Consider the following 23,678-nt stretch of genomic DNA (forward strand, 5'->3'; position numbering starts at 1 on the left):
ATTTAATAATATAAACACCAAGTAGGGAATAAGGTGGATTCAACCAACTATTTCCGTTATCTAACAGATTTATAAATCTATATATTAAGCCACTCTAAAGATGAGCATCAAAGAACTCTTCTTTATTAATGTTCATTATTTAAAAAGGGGGCTAACACATGAGAAAATCAGTAGCATCATTTTTAGGAGCATCTATATTGATTGTTGGTCTTACAGGATGTGGAACTAACGGGTCTAACTTTGAAATTCAAAATGATAGGAATGTAAAAATACTGGATCAAAAAAAACAGGATAATCGTAATAACAATCAAAGAAATACATTTGAAAGGAGAGATGGCGCTACTAATAATCGTACCAACATAATGAATAACGGGAACATGATAAATAATCGTGGCCCAAATTGTGATGACATCAATAGAGGTCGAACAGGACCTGGCATAAATGGTCTAGGAACTGCAAACGGCACAAATGGAACGGACGCTTGTGGAAATGGTGCCGATGCAGGTACCAATGGAACAGGAATTGGATCCGGCAATCGGTAAAGCTGCTAAAAAAATCGAGACTACAAACAATCATTTCTTTATTAATGTTTGCAGTCTCAATAAAATTGTTGCAATTTATTACTTGTTTTTCTTACTACGATTTTGGTTGCGATTTCCATCGTCTTGACCTGTAATCGCATCTGCGACATTTTCAAGTGTCTGACTCACATTATTCAAAAAGCCTTCATTGTAATCGTGCTGTAGACTATTTTTGCTTTTATTTTGATTTTCCACAATTATCACCTCCATTAATATGATGTGTGAAATGGAGGGTGATAATTCTCAGAGACTGTTTCTTATGTAGCTATAAATGGATACTGAAAAACGGCCTCCTTTAGTGTTTATATTATTAAGAACCGACCAATCCCGTTAAAGGACTACTTGCTACTGCGTACTCTTTTTCTTCAATCCGCCCAGCCTCATAGCCTAGTCGTCCTGCTTCTAACGCAAGTTTTACAGCACGTGCCATTTTCACGGGATCCTTTGCACCTGATACAGCTGTATTTAATAAAACGCCATCCGCGCCAAGCTCCATCGCATAGGCGACATCTTTTGGAGAACCAATTCCTGCATCAATAATGACAGGTACTTGAGATTGTTCAATAATAAATGTCAAGTTTAACGGATTTATGATTCCTTTTCCTGAACCAATTGGACTTGCTCCAGGCATAATCGCATGAACACCGAGATCTTCCAATCGTTTTGCTAAGACCACATCATCTGACGTATACGGTAACACAATGAACCCTTCGTTTAGCAGCATTTCTGACGCCTTCAACGTTTCAATCGGGTCTGGTAAAAGTGAACGATCATCCCCAATGACTTCAACCTTAATCATGTCGCATAAACCTGATGCTTTCGCTAGTTTTGCAATTCGAACGGCTTCTTCAGCCGTTTTCGCTCCTGCTGTATTTGGTAGAAGCGTATATTTATTTAAGTCTAATTGCTCCAAGAAATTAGGCTGATTTTCTTCAAAGATATTCATTCTTCTTACAGCAAACGTTAAAATTTCAGCTTCAGATACCTCTACAGCCTGCTTTTGAATTTCAAAAGACGGGTATTTTCCTGTTCCTAATAAAAGTCTAGATTTGAATGTATGATTTGCTATTGTTAACATGATTATCCTCCTCCTACAAATTGAACGATTTCAATGACATCACCATTTGCAAGTTTGATTGTTTTATAGTCTTCTTTTTTAATAATCTCTTCATTGATTTCTACAATCGCAATCCGGTTTTCTAACTTAAAATGAGCTAAAAGCTTTTCCACTGAATTTACTTCTTCAGGGATGTCTACCTGCTCTCCATTAAGTCTAATTCTCATATCTCTCACCTCCTATATTGCGGCCATTTGCCTTCGATCAATACGAAATGCATCGACCCATTCTTGATTCACCTCATTATTAAGGATTAAATCACGAATCATCTTTCCAGTTGCTGGTGCAAGTAGTATCCCATTTCGGAAATGACCACAAGCAATCAGGATTCGTTCTTCCTCAGGATGTCTGCCAATAAATGGATGGCCATCAAAGGTGGTTGGTCGTAACCCTGATGTAAAGCCTACAATCTTCCAGTTAGCAGACGAGGGGAGCATCGCTTTCGCTTTTTTAATTAAGCCTTCAACACTTTGAAGACAAATGGATTCACTCCAGTCATCCTGAATCATAGTTGCACCGATAACAAGTTTGCCGTTATTTCTTGGAACGATGTATGATTTATCATGAAACAGCGTATACCGCAACATCGGGCCATCATGCTGAACAATGAGGCTTTCACCTTTAACAGGTGAAAGTTGTTCAGAGATTCCTAGATTTTGAAACAGGTGATTACTATAAACGCCTGTTGCCACAACGATATGCTTTGCCTCGACATTGCCTTTTTCTGTGTTCACAATGTAGTTTCTACCCTTACCGATGCTATAGACAGTACAGTTTTCAAATAGAGATGCTCCAAGGACTTGTGCGCTTTTTGCAAAAGCTTCACAAGTGGAGGAGGGAATCACGTTCACATCATCTGCAATATAGGCAGCACCTAAAACATCATCGCTAATCCCATGTTCCAACATGTTCACTTCATTGAAATTCAACCATTGAACAGTTGGTTGTGTCAGAAGTGAATGGAGGTTTTGCTTTTCTTCTTCATTGAAAGCAAGCTTCAGTATGCCTCCCGCTCTATACCCAATATCAAGACCACTTACCTCATAAAGTTCATCTTTTAAGCGTGTGTATTCTCGTTGACTTGATCTAGCAAAAGGGAAGAAGAGGGAGTAATCCCCATCACTTTCTGAATGTGCTCCAAGCATTCCGGCAGCGGCCTGTGTTGTCTTCGCTCCAATTTTTCCTCCGTCAAATAGGGCAACGTCCATCTGAGCTTTTGCTAAATAGTAAGCAATGGAACAACCAATAATTCCACCACCTATTACGATTACTTCGTATTTACTTCTCATCATAAATCGCCTCACTGAACTTTTTTGTTGTGGAATATGGGTCATCTGAAGCAAAAATACTGGACATGAGCGCAACACCATCTGCCTTAACAGCTTGAATAGATTGTAATGTATCAAATGTAATCCCACCAATTGCATAAATAGGGATACTAAGTTCCTTTTTCATATGGACGATTGGTTCAATACCATTTGGAGGCAATCCCGGTTTACTTTTTGTTTTAAAGCAATGCCCGTAAATGACATAATCTGCTCCGTTCCGTTCTGCTTCCTTTGCTTTTTCAAACGAATGAACACTGCATCCGACTCTCATGTGTGGGTATCGTTGTTTTACCATTCTTAAAGGCAGTCCATGTTCAGGTAAGTGGACAGTGGGGATGTCCAAACACAACGCAACATCTAAACGGTCATTTATTATGATTTTTTCTTTTTTTACACCATTGTTTACGATGTATTCAATTAGTGTCACAATTTCTTGAACGGATTTTGACTTTTCGCGAATCTGAACAAAATCAATGACATCTTTAATGGCGATTATTTTTTCAGCAACTGCTACTACTGAGTGACAACCATCCGTTACCGCGATTAATTTCATCTGAGTTCTCCTTTTTGTCTACCGAGTTTTAGCGTCAAAAGGGAATTGATTGGTTAAAGCACAACAAAAAACCACTCTCCAATGCAGGAAAGTGGTTGGGTAGAACATAAATTAACATAACAAATGCATTAACCACATCCCTACGCAGGTACAAGCCTGTTCAGGTAATGAGGGTTTCAAAGTAAACTACTTTTTTCTCAGCTCTTATCAAGAGTTCCCCTAGTGAAAACAGAAATATTTAATTTACCTATAAAATTACCATAATTTCGATAACTTGAAAAGGGATATGTTTCCAAAAGAGGTGAAAATAAAGAATTATACTGAAATCTCATCAGTAAAAGGCCCTTGATTGTACTCTATATTTCATCTAAAATTAATAATCTAAAGATGGCCTGAGTCTACCTAACAAGATTCAGGCTTTCATTATTGTATAGAAGAAAGGAACACCACGAATGAACTCAACAACGTATTTTTATAAATTTCTAGAACCCATTTCCAAAGAATTAGCTATCTTAGCAGGGGAACTAGAAAATACAATTTTTTCAAGTCCACGTACCATGCTCACTCATTCTCGAGTTCTAGTAGAAAATATTCTTCAACAAGTCATGGAACTTGAAAAAATGAAAGAAGAGCCTCGTATCACATTAAAGGAACGACTCACGATATTAGAAAATGAAGGAATTCTTACAACGGAAATAAGAGATGCTCTTCATTTAGTTCGTCAACTAGGCAATCAGGCATCACACGACAAACGAAAGTTTCGTTTTTCTGAGGCACTTTTATCGTGGGAAGCGATTTACAAGATTGTCAGATGGTTCGTTGAAGTGTACACTTCATTATCAGTCGAGGTCCCGGAGTATCAAGATCCAACCACTCCGAAGGAAGAACGTTATGACAGTACCGAATTGGAACTCCGCTTAAAATCTTTAGAGAAGTTATTACTTGCATCGATGAAAAAGGAGAAAACAAATAAAACATCACAAGAAGAGGGGACTTCCAATATACCTTCTCCACATGTGAAAATGGCTGAGCCCGGTTACACAACCATTCGAGCTCTTGAGTATAATGGTGACACACTTGAGGTTCCTTATTTTCTACGTGATGCCTTTTTATTACCACAACGATTTGAGAAATCAGAGACCTTTTTAATTAGACTAGGTGCAGAACAACAAGCACGCATTATGAGTGAATTACCTAATAATCTCGAAAACTTGCATCATCATGTAAAACGATTTAATGAAAATAATGACAAACAGTTATTTGAAGAACTAAAAATCTTTATTGAAGAAGAAAAGATTCGCCGAAAAGTAACCCTTGAACGACCAGGAGAACTCTTTTTATTTTATAAAGATGATTACATTATCCTTACTGATGCATTAAAAGATATTCCACTTACAAAAGAGCAATTTACCGGGATACCAAGTCTCATCAAACAACTTAACGAGGACGGTATCCATTCTGTGGGTCAACTACCAAAAGAACTTGTGATTCTCGGAAAATACAAAAATGTCGGGGTTGTGAACGTTGGTAGATTGTTTGAGCAGTTGAAGGGGAGGTAGACTGAAATTCGTTTTCGCACACCAGGAGAAGTCCTTAAACAGTAAACTGTATGTAACTGTATTTTTTGCTAGAATCCTTACTCCTTTGTTAGAATTGCTATATCTATTTAGTATTGCACTTGCTTTACTAACAGGATCTGTCGCTACCTACACAGTAGGTACGTACGGGTTACTTGTTACAATAACTTCCATGCATGAATACCGAGCAAAGCCCATACCGTATTACCTTATTAAATACGCCGTTTGCAATAGGTATGGGCATTATTGGAACTCTTGTATCCTATTTTTTATAGTAATTTGGGATGAAAGGCAAAGGTTCCTCTTGCCGGTTTTATTTGAAATGGGACAAGGAATCCCTTGTCCTTTAGGGAGTAGAATGAAATAGGGCTTTGCATAGATTACTTCTTTTTCTTTTTATCATGATGTTTATCTGAATGCTTATCGCTATGCTTTTTTTGGTGTTTATCCGAATGCTTATCATGATTCTTATCACGATGTTTATCAGAATGTTTATCACGATGTTTATCGGAATGTTTATCATCGTGTTTGTTACGTTTTTTATCAGAGTGTTTATCGCGTTGTTTATCTTGATCTTTATCAGAATGTTTGTCATCATTTTTGTCACGTTGTTTTTCGGAATGTGAGTTTCCTTTGTTTTCTTCGGATTTACAAATTTTATTTTGCAAATGTCCTACTTTTTCATTAATTTCATTCAATAGTGAAAGCATCTCTTTATTTTGAGATTTACTAGTAGACGTCGAATTTGAAAATTGACTGAATACATTACTAAAACCTGATAATAGGGATAGAGGATTTGCATTTAAACCACCTAAACCACTTAATCCACCTAATCCACCTAAACCATTTAAACCAGATAAACCATTTAGACCGTTTAAACTTTTTAATAAATCTGAACTCCCGGAAGTATTGGAAGTTTGCTCTAAAGTTGATGATAGTTTTTTTAATGAATCTTCAGTGAACAATTTATTAGCAGCATTTAATATATCGTTAATGCCATTTGTATCACCTGTTGATCTTTTGTTATTCTCACTCATTTTTTCACCCCACTTTACTCATTTTAAAAGAGGTCCCCCTAGAAAGAGGCCTATTCTAAGGAAACCTTCTATTTGTAGGAATACTTTATTAACCAATTGTTTCTAGAATTTCTTCAATACAATCGATAACGATGTTACGCTGTTCAGGAGTTCCTAGTAATAGAGCAATAAGCAATGCGATAAAGAAAAACACCGCAATAAGCAATGCAGCTAGATTCATATATGTTCAACCTCCTTTCGTAACTACGTTGTAGGAGACGTCTCAATCATAATGTATGTAAAACAATACGAGATGCATGGTACAAAAGCTTGTTTTCTATTAAATTGGGGTATAATCTAGTGAATTTCCGCAGAAAACCTAGTAATTTGGCTAAAGCACAAGAATTAAGTGGGAATTTGGTATCAAGACTGAATCTATAGAGGTAGGTTCAGTCCTTTTTTCCTGTTTTTTTGTTGATATCGATTGATTTGATATGAATTATTGGATGAAAACCGAACCTTTTGGCCCTGTCTTTCGACGAACTTCACTATAATACGCTGTTTTTTGTAAACGATTTTCCTACTATTTTCCTGTGAAAACTTAACGGTACCCTAACAAGGGCTTAATATTCAGTAGTTATTCTGGTAAGAGATTCTTGTTATAATGAAAATATACTTCAAGAATTTTCTGTATATTTTAAAATTTGATTTTATAGGAAGGGAGAATTGCAAATGAATGTGAAATGGTGGACAAATGTATTACTTGCTTCAGCAATTGCAGTACCACTAGCACCAACTGTACATGCTCAAGGTGAACCATCAGATGTCGCTCAGGCCCGATCAACCTCTTCAGACAGAACAGAACCTGTAATCTTTGTCGGTCCAGCTGGAAAGACGCTAGTTTCGCATGAAACAACGACACCAATTGGTCCAGGTATTGAACTTACTAGTTTTGAAAGGTTTGATGCTCGAGGTTGGTTAAACGGAGAAGTGATGACTATACAGCTTGGAAATAACAGTATTTCAACAGACTTGCTTTTTCCTGGTAGTGTTTCATCTGCTAAACCATTATCTGATATGGCAAAAAATGCAGGAGCAATCGCGGGAGTAAATGGAGATTTCTTTGATATTAATAATACGAAAGCTCCTCTTGGTACGGTTGTAAGTGAAGGTGAAATCGTAAAAGGACCTCAAGGCAGCCATACACTGACTGCAAGTGTTGATAAAAATGGTCTCGGTCATATTTCAACGATTCTATTGGATGGAAAAGTAAAACTACCTAATGAAGAAATCAAACTCGATGCCCTCAATCAATACGGAATTTCTAAGGATGGCATTGGTGTTTACACATCTGTCTGGGGAAGTGCTGAGAGATCTCAAGCCGGAAGTCCAGTGTATGAGGTAATGATAGTGGATGGAAAGGTTGCTTCTGTAACAGAAGGAGCCGGGAGTGGAGAAATTCCTGAGAATGCCTATCTATTAGTAGGACGAGAAAAAGGTGCAGAAGCGTTAAAGACTTTATCAGTAGGGGATGAAGTGAGTGTTGAATATGCACCTAAGTCTGACATCGATGTTTCCTTTGCAGTTGGTGGGAATATCAAGCTTGTTGAAAACGGGGAAGTCATTTCAGGTCTCGACGATACGACTTCAGCCCCTCGAACAGCTGTAGGATTTTCAGTAGACCGAAAAACAATGATTCTAGCAGCAGTTGATGGAAGACAAGCAGACAGTCGTGGAATGACGATTAAAGAGGTAGCGGAATTGATGAAGGAACATGGTGCACATTATGCGCTAAACCTTGACGGTGGTGGCTCAACTACAATGGTTGCCCGTAAACCTGGTACGGAAGACGTGAAAGTTGTGAATGAGCCGTCTGATGGAGCAGAACGTTCTGTTCCAAATGGAATTGGAATTTTTTCGAAAGCTGGAAGTGGAGAATTGAAGAGCTTTGCAGTTGAAACGGTTTTTGATTCAGACAAAAGTAAACGTGTATTTCCTGGATTATCCAGAACGTTTGTTGGTCTAGGTCATGATGAAAATTATTCTCCAGTTTCGGTTGGTGAAGTAAAATGGAAGGCACTTCCGGCAGATGTTGGAGCATTTGATGAAGATGGAGTATTTCATGCGAAAAAGTCAGGTAATGCCATTGCTCAAGCACAAGTAAAATCTGCAAAAGGTTCCATGGAGATTACTGTTCTTGGTGAAGTAGATCGAATTGAAGCTTCGAACGCACGTCTAAGTCTTGAAATAGGAAAACAATCTACTTTTTCTATAATTGGTTATGACAAAGGTGGATATAGCGCACCGATTGAGGCAAGAGATGTGAGCTTAAACTATGATGAAGCTGTTGTTTCAATCATGGAAAATGTCGATGGTAGTTTTACATTAGTTCCAAAAAAGGATGGTGCATCGGCGTTAATTACCATTTCAGTAAATGATGAGATTGCGTATCTACCAGTGACAATCGGTCTTGCTACTAAGAAAGTTGATGATTTTGAAGAGTTAGGCGGTTGGTCTTTTACAAAATATCCTAATGAGGTTGGAGCAAGTATGCGTCATATTGAAGGCAGGGACGGAAAAGGTATCGAGCTTGCCTATGATTTTTCAACAACTACGGCTACACGTGCTGCGTATTTACAAGCTTCACCAACCATTGAGCTACCTGGTGACGTACAAAAAATTGGACTTTGGGTAAAAGGTGATGGAAACGGGGCTTGGCTTCGTACAGTAATAGAGGATGCTGGAAATACAAGATATACATTAACATTAGCAGACAAAGTAGATTGGACCGGATGGAAGTATGTCGAAGCAATTGTACCTGAAGGGGTACGATATCCAGTAAAGCTATGGAGAATCTACCCCGTCGAAACCAACAAGAGCAATCAATATAAAGGTCAATTGGTGTTTGATGATATGACTGTTAAAGTTCCTACGACCATAGACGTTCCTGAACAAACTAGAGACCAAGACCCTCTCATTATCCAAAATGGAGAGATTGACAAAGGTCGATGGACGTTTGCGGTACTTGCTGATAGTCAATTTGTTGCCAAGTCACCAAACAGTTCTCAAGTACAAATGGCTCGAGAATCCCTGAGACAAATCGTGGCAGCAAATCCAGATTTCCTGGTCATAAACGGGGACCTTGTTGATACAGCATGGGAAGAGGACTTTGATCTCGCAGAGCAAATTTTACAGGAGGAAGTAGGAGACAAACTACCAATCTATTACATTCCTGGAAACCATGAAATAATGGGACCAGGTACATTGGATAATTTCCTAGAAGTTTATGAAAATAATCGTTACACATTTGACCATAAAGGGACAAGGTTTATTTTACTAGATTCCTCTACAGGTAGTTTCCGTACGAGCGACTTCCAACAGTTACTTGACCTTAAAAAGACATTAACTGAGGCTGCCAAAGATCAAAATGTGAAAAACGTAGTTGTGATGGCACATCATCCAACTCGCGATCCGTTACCAACTAAAAACAGTCAACTTAGTGACCGAAAAGAATCCAATCTTCTTGAACAATTTTTAACAGAATTCCGTCAAACGTCCGGCGGAAAGGGTGCCTTCTTTATCGGTGGACATGCCCATACTGTGAGTGTAGAACGTGTCGAAGGGGTTCCGTATATGGTTGTTGGTCCTTCAGGAAAAGCACCGTATGGATCAAGTGATGCAGGTGGTTTTTATGAATGGACAATGTTTGGTGTGGATCCTACTCCAGTACCTGCTCAGGCTAAAGGACCGGAACAAGCAAACGGTCAAAGTGCCGTTTCTGGTACTGACTGGATTCAAGCAGAAGTGAATCCGTTATTGTTGGACATTACCCTTCAAGCACCAGCAAGTATGAAGGCGGGAGAAACCGTAAAAATAGAGGCAACAGGACATCAAAAGATAATCTAAACTTCCCACTGCGCTATCCTGCAACGGTGCAATGGAATGGGAGTGACAATGTCTTTATCGGTAGTGGAGAGGAATTAACACGTGCAGAAACATCAGGAAAATATGCGGCACTCTTCAATGATAAAACTGGAGAGCTCAAGGCACTTAAGACGGGAGGAATAAATCTCGAGGTTGAAGCAAATGGAATGACAAAAGAACAAACGATTGTAATTGAATAAATGGGCAAGGTAGGTCCAGTGGAAAAAGTATCTGTTTGACTCGAAAATTGCCATAGAAAGAGGTTGCGGTTCGCAGCCTCTTTACGTTTTTGTAATTTACTTTCTCATTGGGTTTTTATTTTAGTGATTTAATGGTACAGTTAGAAAGAAAATCTTAAAAGTCTGGTAGGTAAAACAACATGATCGAGATAAAAACATCTACACTAAGTGATGGGGAATTTAATAGAGGGGTATTTGCTACAGTAGATATCAAGAAGGGGCAGCTTATTCATGAGGCACCCGTCATTTCATATCCGAATGAACAGCATGAACATATTGAAAAAACGTTACTTGCTGATTATGCATTTGAATATGGAATCAATCATACCGCGATTCTTCTTGGTTATGGAATGCTCTTTAACCATTCCTATGAACCTAATGCCATTTATGAAATAAATTTTGATAATCATACATTTGATTTTTATGCTTACACAGATATAAAAGCAGGAGACGAAATTCTAATCAATTACAATGGCGATGTTGATAACAAAGATGAGCTTTGGTTTAACAAAGACTAAACTAACCGCGTTACAATCATCGGTATGGAAAAAACAATCGACGAATTAAAAGTCTAGAGGTGTCAAAGAATGAATAAACGGTGGACAATTGATAAAATAAAACAATTTGTTGAGAACAATTCAGATAGCAAATTGCTTTCGACGGAATTTCATGGTTTTTCCCAAAAATTGCTATTTAAATGTGCATGTGGAAGTAATTTTGAAAAAACATTTACAAAATTTAAAAATAATAACCAACGAAAATGTGATGTGTGTCAACCTCCAAAACCATCACGTTAAAGATATACGAACTTAATACACATTTTTATAAAAAGGTTTTCTATTAATGTAGAAAACCTTTTTAGTTAGAAAGAGAAACACATGTGGTTTTTAACCATATATTTACAAATTAGCTACACTAATCTATCACTTTCCTCCTGTAGTGATATAAAGTCCCTTTTATGACAGAGTATGGTAAGAATGGCCTATATGTATGAGGAAAATAGTTAAGTAGAATCAAAATAAGGAAGGTTTAGAAGAATGGTAATTTTTGATAGATTAGTGAATGTCAATCAAATAAATGTAAACGCTTCCTTAGATTGATGGAAGGAGGGTAACGACGTTTCAATTTTACATACTTAATAGGGGGTTTGTTGGTTGAGGAAGAAAAAGTGGAAAAAGTCAATAATACTTACATTTTGTTTTACTTTGTTATTTGGGGTAATCGCTCCTTTTACTAGTACTGGAATGCTAAACGTTTCTGCAGAAACAGAACCAAGCGTGGTAGTAAATGGAGGTTTTGAAGAAGTCATAATTCCTGGGTGGAGCCTTGTAACAAATAATCCTTCAACAAGTATTGCGATTAGTCATGATCGTGCAAACACCGGTACATACAGCTTACATTTTAAAGATTCAAATTCGAATAATCCAGGTGGAAACTTGCAAGTGACAAGTGAGAAGATAGACGTCACTTCTGGAGAGGCATATACAGCAAAGGCATTTGTAAATGTTGTCAACCAATCACATAGCATTGGGTATGAAGTTCACTATTTTAGTGCTGATAACCAAAAGGTAGGAAGCCCGACATTTATTAATTTTCAATCAGCAGCCTTAGGAACCAATCAATGGACTGAAATTAAGGTGCCATTTACTGTTCCAGATAGTGCGACACAAGTTGAACTTCGCTTCAATTCAGGCCATCCATCCAACACAGAAGCTTACTTTGATGATGTGAAAATTGTGAAGGATTCTGATTCTACTGAAACGTTACCGTTAAACGCATCCTTTGAGGAGGAAGTTGTATATCCAGGATGGAGCCAAGTAACCAATAACCCATCCACTAGTTTTGCATTTAGTTCAGAGAAAGCTCGTACAGGAACGAAAAGTTTGTATATTAAAGATGAAAATAGTAATAATCCCGGAAATTTGCAGGTAACAGGTGACAAGATTCGTGTTACGCCAGGTGGGTCTTATATTGCGAAAGCATATGTGAACGTTGTCAGCCAATCGCATAGTATCGGGTATGAGGTTCATTTTTTTAACGAAGAAGGACAAAAGGTTGGTAATGCTACTTTTATTAACTTTGGTGCAGATGTTTTAGGAACAAATAAGTGGACTGAAATTCAAGTTCCGTTTGATGTTCCAGAAGGGGCGACACAAATTGAACTTCGATTCAACTCTGGTCATCCTTCGCTCACGGAGGCTTATTTTGATGATGTAACGCTTGAAAATAGCTCTATGGAAGAGCCTCCAGTTGATGATGTCCATCCGGAATTGGTGAATCCAAGCTTTGAAGAAGCGGTAGTTGATGGAAACATTCCTGGTTGGTCATCAGAATTCGAAGGTCCTGGTATTCTAGTAACTACTGATAGAGCTCGTACAGGAGCTCAAAGCGTCCATTTACATGATACAAGTGATAAAGCAGGTGTGAGTGTTTTGAGTGATAAAATAGCAGTTGAGGCAGGGGCATCTTATTTACTAACTGTTTATTCAAATGTTGTCAGTCAGACCCATAACGTTGTGACAGAAATTCGTTATTTTGATGCAAATAACAATAGCATCACTCAGCATCGGGAACTGAATGGAAACCTACCAAAAAATGAATGGACTGAATTAAAAGTATTTAGTGTGGCTCCAGATAATGCAGCATACGCAAGACTCGCATTCTATTCTGGTGGGATTAGTTTTACCGAGGTTTATTTTGACGATGTGACCTTTGAGAAAGTTACAGATGATTCTCAACTTGACCGTGAATATGCAGCACCTATTAATCTAGGCGAAATGGTTGATGTTCAATTAGGACAAGCAGGTGCAATTCAGGAAAATAGTCTGGGTGAAAATGAAGTATACTATCATTCGAATGGTGCCCCTGGTACGTTTTCGGTCCTAGATGCTGAAACAGGTGAGCTGAAGTTTTCTAAAGTGATCGAGAACACTGAAGCTGTATGGGCAATTACGATTGGCCCAGATAAAAATGTCTATTTCGCTAGCACTTCTGATGGAAAGTTATACCGATATGTACCAGAATTAAAAGAAGTCCAAGATCTGGGAGCAAATCCTTCTGCGTCTTGGGTATGGGATTTAGAAGCGACAGAGGATGGTAAGATTTATGGTGCCACTTATCCAGGTGCAGGTGTATTTGAGTATGACATTTATACAGGTGAGTTTAAAGATTTTGGTAGTGTCTCAGACCAAGATTATGCACGTGGACTAGCTGTGGATGGGGATTATATTTATGTTGGAACTGGCACTATAAAGCATCTGTATAAGATCAATCGACATACAGGTGAAAAAGAGGAGCTCATGCTAGAAGGACATTCAGGAGAGAATGGATTCATCCAGGATGTTTGGGTTGTGAATGGGAAGCTTCTTGTGGCTGTTTCGACCGTTAATATGGTTGTAATAAACCCAGAAACAATGGAAGTGGAAGGTTCATTCGGATTTAGTAATATGATTTCCGAACCAGACCCTGCAGAGCCTAACATGATTTATTATAAGAATGGAACACAATTATACAAATATGACCTTAACACAAATGAAGAAACGTTAATCGAAGACCTTCCAATTCTTCCAGATACTCCACGAGTAAAGGACATGGCTTGGATTACGCTTTCAACTGGTGAAACAGTCGTAGCGATGGTGACTCAGTATGGTGAATATATGTTATATAATCCCCAAATTAATGAACTGAATTTCGTCGCTTTAGACCTTGCTGCAACAGCGGTTGCAATTCAGTCCCTTCAAACAGGTCCAGATGGAAAACTGTATATGGGTGGCTATCAGCGTGGAATGAGTGTGTATAATCCATTTACAGATGAAATCGAAGTAAATATTTCTTCCTTTGCGCAACCAGAAGGGATTGGATTCTTGAATGGGAAAGCGTATTTTGGAACATATGTGGGTGCGATTATGTACAGCTTTGACCCCAATCAGCCTGTTGACTTAAATAGCAATCCACAGCTTGAATATGATATAAAAGATGAACAAGATCGACCATTTGCAATTACGTCAGGTGATAACAAACTATTTGTTGGAACAATTCCTGATTATGGCGTACTAGGTGGGGCCCTAGCCATCTATGATGAGGATAAAGGAGAATGGTTCCAACAACGAAATGTTGTCCAAGACCAAAGTATTATTAGTCTAGCTTATCATGATGGTAAATTATTTGGTGGTACCTCAGTATGGGGTGGATTAGGAATAAACCCGAAAGCATCTGAAGCTAAGATTTTTGTATGGGATGTTGAAAAAGGTGAAAAGATTGCTGAATTCACACCAGAGCTTCCTGGTATTGACGTTACACCTCAAATGATCGGTGACATATCATTTGGTCCCGATGGATACCTATGGGGTGCTGTTGAAGGAACTATTTTTAAAATGGATCCAGAAACCTATGAAGTTGTCGATAGCAAAGAGATTCGACCAAGTTTATATAATAGTAGTAAATGGTTTCCATATCGCCTTGAGTGGGGTCCAGACGGAATGCTCTATACAACTTTATCTCGTAAACTAATTGCGATTGATCCTGAAACATTAAATTATAAAGTTTTAGTTGAAGATTTTATGAACAACATGACAGTTGGCGTTGATGGAAGCATCTATTATTCAATAGGCAGTGAGCTTCATAAAATTGCTGTCCCTGAAACGGATGCTACCTTAACATCAATTACAATTGATGGAGAAGTACTTGAAGGGTTCCAACCAGGAGCCACAACTTATACGGTATATGGAGAACAATCTGAAAATATCGTGGCAGAAGCTACTCAAACGGGTGCGACTGTCGAAATCGTACATTCAACGGACCGAACAGAAATTCAGGTTATTGGTACAGATGGCAAGTCATCCTTAACGTATACGATTATTTGGACGGATGAACCATTAGAACCAGGAAAACCGGATAAGCCAGATAAGCCCGGGAAACCGGATAAGCCAGGAAAGCCAGATAAGCCCGGGAAACCGGATAAGCCAGGAAAGCCGGAAAAACCAGGTAAACCAGATAAACCAGGAAAACCGGGGAGCCAAGGGTAATGTTTAAAGAAAAAGGTCTTCTGCAACTGCAGAGGACCTTTTTATCACTCATTATTTTTTGAACGTTTCCTCAATAGCTTTTGCATTATTTTGTAAGGTAAGTTTGATTTTGCCATCGATGTTGCTGTTGTTTAGATGTTTATGGAAATCGTCTAGATGTTTTAGTGCTTGATCTTTCTTACCTTTTTGGTAATGCTGTTCAGCTTGTGCTAATCGATTTTTAAGTTGTTGGGCTACAGAATGCGGGATGCTCTCCGCTTTTTCAAGCTCACTGATTTGTTTAGCTAATGTGTCGGTTGTGACCTCAATTGTTACAACAATCGTGTTTGTTTTAACTTCACCGCCATTATAGGATACAGTTGCATAAATCTCGGTTGTACCTGCATTTTTTCCGAGTATTTTCCCATTTTCAATGCTCGCAACATCAGGATTTGAATTAATCCACTCGATTTGAGCTCCTGCTAGGTCAATTGTATTTCCATTGACAAGTGTCACAGTTAAATCCATGTTTTGCTCGGTACCTTGTATCATTGATTCCTTTTCGACAGTCACTATCCCATTTTCTAGTAGGACGGGTAGCTGATACAAGTTATGATCGGCGGTATAATAAATATTTCCTTCATTATCTACATCCATTAGTTGAACATTACCTGTAACCAATTGTTTACTGTTCATTGTTTCTGGATTAATAACGGTTAGCGTACGACCTGCTGTTGTATAAAGCAATCCTTGGTTATCCCAACGTATGAAAAATGGTCGCCATTGGCTTCCTCGGTTTACACCTTTATAAAGTTGCTTACTTTTTACAATTTCTCGATTATCTGGGTTCATGGCAAAGATAACAGTGTTGTAAGCACCAGCCTTATCTAATCCCCATGCTACACCCCAGACATTTCCATCTGGACCAACGGACAATTCACCTATCATTTCAGGTTTTTCCAGTCCATCCACTTTAAGGTCGAATACTTCATGTTTACCAGTTGCAACATCATATTCAAACATTTTGGCTATAGGTTCAGTTGGGTCAATACCAAGACCACCAGATATCGTGGAACCACCGAATACTGTTCCGTCGAGATAAGCTAGTCCAATGATACTTTGATTTTTTATGATATTTCGAATGGTATTCCACTGATTCGTTTTAGCATCGAAAATGGTGAGTGCTCCACCTAATTTTCCATAATCAGAAATGGTTCCGACAAAGAGCTTATCATCTCCAGATGTAAATGTGAAAGGTCTGCTTTGATCATCCTCGATGTCTTGAACTAACTCTGGATTCTCACCGCTTTTATCACCTGAGAAGGTAAAGGGTTGAGTTGGATCATATTTATAAATTTTTGCTCCGCCATAGGTCCCTAAATAGACGTCACCATTTAAAAATCCAATTCCTTCGATTTGGTGAGGATCGCGTTCATGAAGGATATACTGGTCAGTTGATGTATCAAATATACCAAAAGAACCTTGATATCCACCCATATAGATTTTTTGATCTTCTCCAATTTCTAAGCTTTGCATTAATAATCCCTGCATGTCCACTTCAGGGTAACTAATCTGTACAGTATTTGTAGTAGGGTCATAAATTGAATATTCAATTTGATGATGTAAAATGGCTAATACGTCTTTACCACTTTCATCTTTTATCCAACGCATCGCTTTAGCAGGGGTAGCAGGTAACTGTACAGTTGGTTCCACCTTTGCTTTTTGATGTGTTGTCATATCATATGTCCATAACTGTTGTGTGTTTTTATTAATGTAATAAAGAATGTTCTCATTGTATGGGGAAGGGGAAGAGATAAGCCCATCAAATGTGTTCTCATCTTGCCAATTCATCGTGCTCATTTCTTCACCTGTTGTCTTATCGATGGTAACCAGTGATGTTCCATAGGCAACAAAAAGATAATTTCCATATTCCCAAATATTTGATATTTGAGTTGATTCACCAGTGATTGGTAATTTTATTTCGGTTCTTTCACCAGTAGCAAGATCCATTTTCATTAAATAGGCAGTTGTTCCCGTTCCAACATATAGACTTTCTTCTGTAATTCCAAGTCCTCTTGCATATTGCTGACCTTCATAAAAAGTACCTAGATCTTTAAATTGAGCAGATTCAATATCGTATTCAAACACTTTTGCATTTGGATAGGTGGCCCCATAAATTTTTCCATCATTGGATGCTTCTAATTGCCAAACCCAATTATCAGATGGGTTTTTCCCGAGTTGCTCTAATCGTTTTTCCTTCACTACATATCGGTATAAAATTCCATCATAGGTGCCTGCAAAATAAACATTTCCATCCGCACCTACAACCATTGCCCAGACGACATCACTTCCAGGTAAGCCTGCGGAAAATATTTTTTCACCTGTTTTTGCATCAGCTGCATAAAACGTTGCTGGTGAACCGTTCGTTGCATAGTAGACTTCACCATCTCCAATCGCTACTCCTTGCGATTTAGCAGCCAACGCAGCAGGACCATGATTAATAGGTTTTCCATAATCAACTGGAAAATCTAGATTGTTAGATTCCATTTCAACAACCCTTTCGCTATCATTGTTTTTTTCGCTGGAGGCATCAACTTTTTTTATTGGTTGTAGGAAGAATGGGAAGGTTGATAGTACTAGACTCAATGTTAATAAAGCAATACTGACTTTTTTTAGATATTTATTCAAATGTTTTTCCTCCTTTTATGTAATGAGTTGGTAGCCTTTTGTTATAAAAATGTGTTATTATTTCTCCAAAAATTCTTTTCAAACGTTTCACATACAAAAACGCCTCCAATCTTCTACTATTAAAATTCCTTACCTCTGAAACTATTAAAAATTTTCTGACTTCATTTAAAGAATAATGAAAGAGTTTAGTCTTTAAAATGTCGTTAATGTTTTTAGGTAAAAAGTAGTAGTAGTCTAACATCTTAAAATCGTACGAAAGGTGGGGGAATACCTTATAAGTAGTTAAGGGGAGGGGAGTTACTATAAAAAAGACTACACTTGAATCAAATCAAATGTAGTCCTGCTAGGTCATTTCTTCCCAAATGTCTCTTTCATCCGTAATACTGGGTCATCCTCAATGGATTCATCCCATTGTAGTACTTGTCCGTAGGAGACCAATTCCATTTTTAATTGATCATAAGAAATGTCCTGTACTGTTGTTTTATTTTTATGGGCTAATGCAGCCGCAGCTCCTGCTGATTGCCCTAAAATCATGAATACGGGTTCCATTCGAATGGAACCGTAGGCAATATGGGAACTAGATAAACAAACAGGAACAAGTAAGTTTGTGCAATCTTGAGCCTTTGGTCGAATCGAACGATATGAGATAGGGTAAGGTGAAATCGGGATTTCTACGTCGCCTTCATTGTATACACGACCATCAATAATCACTCTTCTCACATGATGGGAATCCATTTGATAGGATGCAAGTCCGATTGAGTCAGCTATCGTCTTCTCGCCTAAACAATTGTGATCTGTCATCACATAATCAGCTATCATTCTCCTTGCTTCACGTATATATAACTGATGTGGCCAATGCCCAGTTTCTTCGAATTCATCACGGGCTAAGCCCCAATGGGAGACCTCGTCACGAATACTTTTCGGAACCTGTTCATCATTTGCTAAAAAATAGAGCAAGCCAAGATTATAAGTAACATGGTCTTGAAAGATTCTTTCACGTGTTTCAAAATCTCCATCTGGCCATTGATAATTCATTCCGATATTGTCAGTTGAAAATCCTCCATAGTTATTTAAATCTGTCTTTCCATTTGGCAACATCGTATGAAGATTCATCGCATCCCATACACCTGCATGGAGATAACGCAACAATAAGGAGTAGCGGTCCCGGTTATAGGATGGTGGTTTGGGAAAAGGAACTTGATTATGGGTACGATTTGTTAAGCAAATTCGGAAATTATAGGCCTGTATTCGATGATCACCTTGTCCTTGATACCCAAGAGTGTCGTGACTCGTTTCCGTAATACCTGGTAAAACACCACTAGAAGGGTAGCCTTCGATTACATAAGGATCAATCCATTTCTCAAATTGATGATGGGGGTGTCCAAATTGAATCCCATTATATGTCTCTTTATAAGTGGCATTCGATTCTCTACCTACGATATACGTAACACCTGCTTTGGCCATCACATCGCCCTCATAGCTAGCATCAATGAAAATGTCGCCTATATATGTCGTTCCATCTTCCATGGTGATTTCTGTTATCCCGTTATTCTCTTTGTTTACTTCTATTACATGCTGTTGATAAACCACTTCAATCTCGTAATCCTTAAGCCACTTCTCAAACACATATTTGGCTGCTTTTGGTTCAAATGTCCACTGTTCGTTCGTATTGTAGTAGTTTCCTAATTCCTGAAAGAATTTTCTCGATAAACCACCGATTGCCTCTTTTGCACCAATATCAGAAGCACCTAATCCACTTGCCGTGATACCGCCAATATTTTTCCCGAATTCAGCAATGACGACAGATAGACCCATTCGCTTCGCTTGAATCGCTGCTGTTATACCAGCGGGTGTCGCACCATAGACAATTAAATCTCTTTGGATGATGGCTGGGTCATTTGCTTTCGGAGTAGGAACGTAATAATGTAATTGACTGAAGTCCATTGATATCCTCCTTAAATGGGTATGATGATAACCCTTTCAAACCTATTTAAAAGTTTAAAAGAATACTAGAAATAATCAAGACTTTTAACGGACTTTAAGTCAGAACGTAGTTTCATTCCATTAAAAAGAGTGTCCCAAATAAGGACACTCTTAAAGAGATTGTGTATTTATTACTGTGTAATCAACTTTTTCTTATTAATTTTCAAGAATGCACGGTTACTAGACCACGTAACTGCTAGTGCTAACACACTTCCTGTAAAAAACGGAATCATCCCTGGTATTAAATTTACAACAATTCCAACAAGCATACATGCTGTTAGAATAAGAATCGTCTCTAAAAGAGAACTTGCTGCAATTAAAAAGGCTTGTTTGATATATTGAAAGTATTTCAAGTCAAATTGTAGATATACGGGAAAGAAATACAATAAGGTTACAAAATACGAAATGGCTAGAAATAATAGAATTGGAAAAAGAAATTGCAATTTATCTATATTCTTTTGTAAAAACATAAAATCATAGAGTAAGATATATCCAATTAAAATGAAAAATAGGCCAAATTTATTTAGCGAAATAAATTCGTTCTTGTAGGTTTTCCAAAACGATTGAAAGATCTTTTCAACTGGTTCTTTACGAAGCCATTTTTGGACAATGGCAAACATAGCACCAGTTGAAGGGAATAGGCCGAGCACACCCAGACCTAAAAGTGTAAAACTAATCCACAGTATATTTACATATGCAATCTTCAACATCATAATGGCAAAATGATTAAATTTTTCCCATCCACCCAAATCAACCACCTCAATCAATTTGTTAAAAAATCACTAGAAAAATATTTAAAGACAATAAATAGACTTGTCACTTGTTAAAATTCACATAAAATAGTAAGTAAGTATTGGTAAGTATAGTTTAGTTGTATTATAACATGGATTGTAATGGTAGCGATTCCATTTTTAAAACGCTTATATTAGCCATGGACATTTTGTGATAAAAAATGCAAAAAGAGGTGAACAAATGCTAGAATTCCGATTAGTAGAAGAAGATGAGTTTCAACAAGCCATTGATTTAGCCGATAAGGTTTTTCGTAAAAAAGGGCATGTGTCGATGGGAATTGCCTTTCCACAAGTGTTTTCTGCAGCGTTGAATCAATCTTATGGTGCTTTTGTCGATGATAAACTAGTTTCATTTATTGGATTAGTCCCATCCATTCTTCATCTTGAAGATGCTGAGGTACAGGCTTTTTCAATTGGTGCTGTCTGTACAGACCCTGACTATCGTAAAAAGGGCTTCGCAAACAAACTATTAGAGAAAGTCTTTGATCATGTCAACAATTCTGATGCATCCGTTCTATTTATTTCAGGAGATTTACCACTCTATCTTAAACAAGGTTGTACGTTCTATGGAAAAATGAATCAATATAAGATTCATAGGGGTGATATCACAGCGGATACCTCTTTAAACGTAAGAGAGCTTGGCTCCTATGATTGGTTTCAACTTAGAAAGCTAAGCCATGATCGAAATATACGCTATGAACAAACTATTTTCGAAATAGCGCAGCTCACTAAGGCTGCTGGATATGCAAGTATTTTTAAAATGAAACATAAGGTCCTTGTTGCCGAAAAAAACCATGAAGTAACAGCATTTTTACTATTCGGAGTGCCATATGAAGAACAAGAAGGGGTGGACTCTCACGTCATTGAATGGGGGGGAGACCCACTTGCAATCACCACCTTGCTTTCAGAAGCATTTACATATGGACTCGATTCTTTGACATGGAACGTTCCAAGCTATGAAAAAGAACTTATTCAAGCTCTTGACTTGTTACAGGAAAAGGTAGAAAAGACATATCCAGGAACAATAAAGATCATGAATTTGGATCGTTTGCTAAACCAGCTTAACCCATATTTTAAAGACAAGTTAGACATATCAACTGTAGACGAAAATCAAAAACGCCTTTTAGGTAAAGAAATTTCGGTTTTCATGAGTAATTCTCAAGTAGAAGAATTGATTTTAAAAGGCAGCAAAAACGTAGATTCCTATTTTGGGGATGTATTTCCAATCCCATTTCCATTTCCACAAGGTTTGAATTATGTGTAGGATGAGGGGAGCATGCAGAATAGCCCTTTTTACCCAAAATTAAATTAGTATAGGAACTAAATTAAATTTCATTTTCTATTAAAGACAATTAATAGACTTGTCACAATATCCCAAACAAACTAGAATATAAGTAATCGAGCAAGATATGTAGCAAATTTTTTTATAAATAGTTGTTACCGCTTCCAATTATGCGTATTTTCAGTAAAAAACGGTAACAGATTAAAGGGGGGATGGAGAGACAGCATATCGTTTCCAGGTTATTAGACTTTGAGATTTTTTGTGAACTTAACTAAATAGGGGGAATTTCGTAGATGAATAAGAAACGTTTTTCGTTCATGGCACTTTTGCTTTCAGGTAGCTTACTTTTTTCTGCTTGTAGTAATGATTCGTCAGCAACACCTGATAAAGGAAAAGATTCAGGCAAAGTTGATGGAGAAATAACCGTTTGGGTTCATCCTTATACAGCTGATGCTAAGAAGGAAGAAGAAATGTGGAAAGAAATCACTGCAAACTACAATGAAGAGTTTCCTGACGTAGAAGTAAACATTGAAACAATCCCATGGGCAAATCGAGACCAAAAAGTTCTTACTGCACTAGCAGCTAACAATGGGCCAGATGTGTTCTATGCGATTCCTGACCAAATGCCGCAATATGCAGATGTAGGAATGCTTTTAGAACTAGATCCATATTTAGAGGAATCCGATCTTGAAGGGTTCGTTGATACTTCATTAGTATCTACTACATGGAAAGACAAAAAGTATGGATTACCAATCCTGCAAGAAGCTTATACATTCATTTATAATCTAGACGTCGTGAAGGCGATTGGTGAAGATCCAGCAAATCTTCCAACAACTTGGGAAGAGTTTGAGGCATGGGCAGCTAAAGCGAAAGAAAAAGGTTTCTATGGATTAAACTATCTTGGAGGAGGTTCCATGAATGGAACAATCTATCCTTGGATTTGGCAAGCTGGTGGCGATGTTGTAACAGAAGACAATAAAGTGTTAATCAATAGCCCAGAAAGTGTAAAAGCATTCGAAACGATTAATAATTTCTATCAAAAAGGGTATATTCCAGAAGATTCTATTACTGCAACCACTCAAGATGAATTATGGTTCGCTGGAAAAATAATGGCACAACTTGGATCCGGAATAAGTATTACAATGATGGAAAAAGAAGGTAAATTTGATTTTGCCATTGCTCCTCCATTAACTGGCGAAAAGCAATTAACCTATGGTACGACTGGAATGTTCGTTGTGCCTTCAAACAGTGATAATCCTGATGCAGCAGCAGAATTTGTAAAGTCTGTTACAAATCCTGAAAATCAACGTATTTTTAACACTGTAACTCAATATATCCCGACACAAGAAGAAGCAAAGGATATCTTTGATTCGAATGAATATATGAGCCAATTAGCAACATATACACAATATGCATTACCAGGTGTTATTCATCCAAAAGGTCGTGCAATCATGCCATTTATTCAAGCTGAAATTCAAGCTATGATGGCAGGAGACAAAACTCCTCAAGAAGCAGCAGATGCAGCAGCTGAAGCAATAGAAGCTGAGTTAGCAAAGCCGTAAAATAATAGCTTCTTTACGTAAAGAGAGTTTTATT

At 37.8% G+C, this 23,678-nt stretch carries 19 protein-coding genes and 1 riboswitch; of the genes, 9 read left to right on the forward strand and 10 right to left on the reverse strand.

Annotated features, from left to right (window positions below; genetic code table 11):
• The first annotated feature begins 158 nt into the window (after positions 1 to 158).
• Positions 159 to 542 (forward strand): hypothetical protein, encoded by a 384-nt coding sequence (locus tag BTHG_RS01685; protein WP_010281288.1) that lies wholly within the window; start codon positions 159 to 161, stop codon positions 540 to 542.
• 78 nt (positions 543 to 620) lie between these two features.
• Here BTHG_RS01685 and BTHG_RS26615 read toward each other — a convergent pair whose 3' ends face one another.
• The 5 genes from BTHG_RS26615 to BTHG_RS01710 all read right to left on the reverse strand — a co-directional run bounded on the left by BTHG_RS26615 (position 621) and on the right by BTHG_RS01710 (position 3,579).
• Complete coding sequence (locus BTHG_RS26615; protein ID WP_157256099.1) at positions 621 to 776, reverse strand: hypothetical protein; 156 nt, start codon at positions 774 to 776, stop codon at positions 621 to 623.
• 115 nt (positions 777 to 891) lie between these two features.
• Positions 892 to 1,665, reverse strand: a complete 774-nt coding sequence (locus BTHG_RS01695; RefSeq protein ID WP_187370757.1) for a thiazole synthase — start codon at positions 1,663 to 1,665, stop codon at positions 892 to 894.
• The gene (gene thiS / locus BTHG_RS01700; RefSeq protein WP_010281292.1) at positions 1,662 to 1,865 is read right to left on the reverse strand and encodes a sulfur carrier protein ThiS; all 204 of its coding nucleotides are present in this window, start codon (positions 1,863 to 1,865) and stop codon (positions 1,662 to 1,664) included. Before thiS ends, BTHG_RS01695 begins: the two co-directional genes overlap by 4 nt.
• A gap of 12 nt (positions 1,866 to 1,877) precedes the next feature.
• Complete coding sequence (gene thiO / locus BTHG_RS01705; protein ID WP_010281294.1) at positions 1,878 to 2,987, reverse strand: glycine oxidase ThiO; 1,110 nt, start codon at positions 2,985 to 2,987, stop codon at positions 1,878 to 1,880.
• Positions 2,977 to 3,579, reverse strand: a complete 603-nt coding sequence (locus BTHG_RS01710) for a thiamine phosphate synthase (protein ID WP_010281296.1) — start codon at positions 3,577 to 3,579, stop codon at positions 2,977 to 2,979. The genes thiO and BTHG_RS01710 overlap by 11 nt, the downstream gene beginning before the upstream one ends.
• Positions 3,580 to 3,699: 120 nt before the next feature.
• A riboswitch (TPP riboswitch) is annotated at positions 3,700 to 3,810 on the reverse strand.
• Between the two features lie 221 nt (positions 3,811 to 4,031).
• Between BTHG_RS01710 and BTHG_RS01715 the strand changes: the two genes are divergently transcribed.
• Positions 4,032 to 5,138, forward strand: a complete 1,107-nt coding sequence (locus tag BTHG_RS01715) for a DUF4145 domain-containing protein (protein WP_010281298.1) — start codon at positions 4,032 to 4,034, stop codon at positions 5,136 to 5,138.
• Positions 5,139 to 5,536: 398 nt separating this feature from the next.
• Here BTHG_RS01715 and BTHG_RS25670 read toward each other — a convergent pair whose 3' ends face one another.
• The gene (locus BTHG_RS25670; protein WP_010281302.1) at positions 5,537 to 6,193 is read right to left on the reverse strand and encodes a hypothetical protein; all 657 of its coding nucleotides are present in this window, start codon (positions 6,191 to 6,193) and stop codon (positions 5,537 to 5,539) included.
• A gap of 88 nt (positions 6,194 to 6,281) precedes the next feature.
• Entirely contained in the window at positions 6,282 to 6,413 is a 132-nt protein-coding gene (locus tag BTHG_RS27580; RefSeq protein ID WP_269719477.1) for a hypothetical protein, read from the reverse strand.
• A 491-nt stretch (positions 6,414 to 6,904) separates the two neighbouring features.
• Here BTHG_RS27580 and BTHG_RS24040 point away from each other — a divergent pair, with 491 nt between their 5' ends.
• The 5 genes from BTHG_RS24040 to BTHG_RS01745 all read left to right on the forward strand — a co-directional run bounded on the left by BTHG_RS24040 (position 6,905) and on the right by BTHG_RS01745 (position 15,359).
• Complete coding sequence (locus BTHG_RS24040) at positions 6,905 to 10,078, forward strand: phosphodiester glycosidase family protein (protein WP_010281305.1); 3,174 nt, start codon at positions 6,905 to 6,907, stop codon at positions 10,076 to 10,078.
• Between the two features lie 26 nt (positions 10,079 to 10,104).
• The gene (locus tag BTHG_RS25675) at positions 10,105 to 10,296 is read left to right on the forward strand and encodes a hypothetical protein (protein WP_010281308.1); all 192 of its coding nucleotides are present in this window, start codon (positions 10,105 to 10,107) and stop codon (positions 10,294 to 10,296) included.
• A 179-nt stretch (positions 10,297 to 10,475) separates the two neighbouring features.
• Positions 10,476 to 10,853 carry an SET domain-containing protein gene (locus BTHG_RS01735; protein ID WP_010281311.1) on the forward strand — a complete coding sequence of 126 codons (378 nt, stop codon included), beginning with the start codon at positions 10,476 to 10,478 and terminating at the stop codon, positions 10,851 to 10,853.
• Between the two features lie 69 nt (positions 10,854 to 10,922).
• Positions 10,923 to 11,132 (forward strand): hypothetical protein, encoded by a 210-nt coding sequence (locus BTHG_RS01740; RefSeq protein ID WP_010281315.1) that lies wholly within the window; start codon positions 10,923 to 10,925, stop codon positions 11,130 to 11,132.
• A gap of 357 nt (positions 11,133 to 11,489) precedes the next feature.
• Positions 11,490 to 15,359, forward strand: coding sequence for a carbohydrate binding domain-containing protein (locus tag BTHG_RS01745; protein ID WP_010281318.1), 3,870 nt, complete (start codon positions 11,490 to 11,492; stop codon positions 15,357 to 15,359).
• 51 nt (positions 15,360 to 15,410) lie between these two features.
• Here BTHG_RS01745 and BTHG_RS24045 read toward each other — a convergent pair whose 3' ends face one another.
• The 3 genes from BTHG_RS24045 to BTHG_RS01765 form a co-directional block, all read right to left on the reverse strand.
• Positions 15,411 to 18,026: an FIMAH domain-containing protein gene (locus BTHG_RS24045; protein ID WP_010281323.1), complete on the reverse strand. Its 2,616-nt coding sequence runs from the start codon at positions 18,024 to 18,026 to the stop codon at positions 15,411 to 15,413.
• Positions 18,027 to 18,374: 348 nt separating this feature from the next.
• Positions 18,375 to 19,970 carry an FAD-dependent oxidoreductase gene (locus BTHG_RS01760; RefSeq protein ID WP_010281325.1) on the reverse strand — a complete coding sequence of 532 codons (1,596 nt, stop codon included), beginning with the start codon at positions 19,968 to 19,970 and terminating at the stop codon, positions 18,375 to 18,377.
• Between the two features lie 170 nt (positions 19,971 to 20,140).
• A complete protein-coding gene (locus BTHG_RS01765) occupies positions 20,141 to 20,758 on the reverse strand; it encodes a YesL family protein (RefSeq protein WP_010281328.1) in 618 nt (205 codons plus the stop codon).
• A 223-nt stretch (positions 20,759 to 20,981) separates the two neighbouring features.
• On the opposite strand from BTHG_RS01765, the gene BTHG_RS01770 reads away from it, so the two are divergent.
• Both BTHG_RS01770 and BTHG_RS01775 read left to right on the forward strand, forming a co-directional pair.
• Entirely contained in the window at positions 20,982 to 22,064 is a 1,083-nt protein-coding gene (locus BTHG_RS01770; RefSeq protein ID WP_010281331.1) for a GNAT family N-acetyltransferase, read from the forward strand.
• A 311-nt stretch (positions 22,065 to 22,375) separates the two neighbouring features.
• The gene (locus BTHG_RS01775; RefSeq protein WP_010281334.1) at positions 22,376 to 23,644 is read left to right on the forward strand and encodes a sugar ABC transporter substrate-binding protein; all 1,269 of its coding nucleotides are present in this window, start codon (positions 22,376 to 22,378) and stop codon (positions 23,642 to 23,644) included.
• The last annotated feature ends 34 nt before the right edge of the window (positions 23,645 to 23,678 follow it).

The sequence above is a fragment of the Bacillus timonensis genome, assembly GCF_000285535.1.
Classification (GTDB): Bacteria; Bacillota; Bacilli; order Bacillales; family Bacillaceae_L; genus Ferdinandcohnia; species Ferdinandcohnia timonensis.

Coding starts and splice junctions, on each gene's coding strand:
- BTHG_RS01715 (WP_010281298.1), top strand. CDS start 4,032: ATGAACTCAACAACGTATTTTTATAAATTTCTAGAACCCATTTCCAAA.
- thiS (WP_010281292.1), bottom strand. CDS start 1,865: ATGAGAATTAGACTTAATGGAGAGCAGGTAGACATCCCTGAAGAAGTA.
- BTHG_RS01740 (WP_010281315.1), top strand. CDS start 10,923: ATGAATAAACGGTGGACAATTGATAAAATAAAACAATTTGTTGAGAAC.
- BTHG_RS01760 (WP_010281325.1), bottom strand. CDS start 19,970: ATGGACTTCAGTCAATTACATTATTACGTTCCTACTCCGAAAGCAAAT.
- BTHG_RS01770 (WP_010281331.1), top strand. CDS start 20,982: ATGCTAGAATTCCGATTAGTAGAAGAAGATGAGTTTCAACAAGCCATT.
- thiO (WP_010281294.1), bottom strand. CDS start 2,987: ATGAGAAGTAAATACGAAGTAATCGTAATAGGTGGTGGAATTATTGGT.
- BTHG_RS27580 (WP_269719477.1), bottom strand. CDS start 6,413: ATGAATCTAGCTGCATTGCTTATTGCGGTGTTTTTCTTTATCGCATTG.
- BTHG_RS24040 (WP_010281305.1), top strand. CDS start 6,905: ATGAATGTGAAATGGTGGACAAATGTATTACTTGCTTCAGCAATTGCA.
- BTHG_RS25670 (WP_010281302.1), bottom strand. CDS start 6,193: ATGAGTGAGAATAACAAAAGATCAACAGGTGATACAAATGGCATTAAC.
- BTHG_RS01685 (WP_010281288.1), top strand. CDS start 159: ATGAGAAAATCAGTAGCATCATTTTTAGGAGCATCTATATTGATTGTT.
- BTHG_RS01775 (WP_010281334.1), top strand. CDS start 22,376: ATGAATAAGAAACGTTTTTCGTTCATGGCACTTTTGCTTTCAGGTAGC.
- BTHG_RS01710 (WP_010281296.1), bottom strand. CDS start 3,579: ATGAAATTAATCGCGGTAACGGATGGTTGTCACTCAGTAGTAGCAGTT.
- BTHG_RS01735 (WP_010281311.1), top strand. CDS start 10,476: ATGATCGAGATAAAAACATCTACACTAAGTGATGGGGAATTTAATAGA.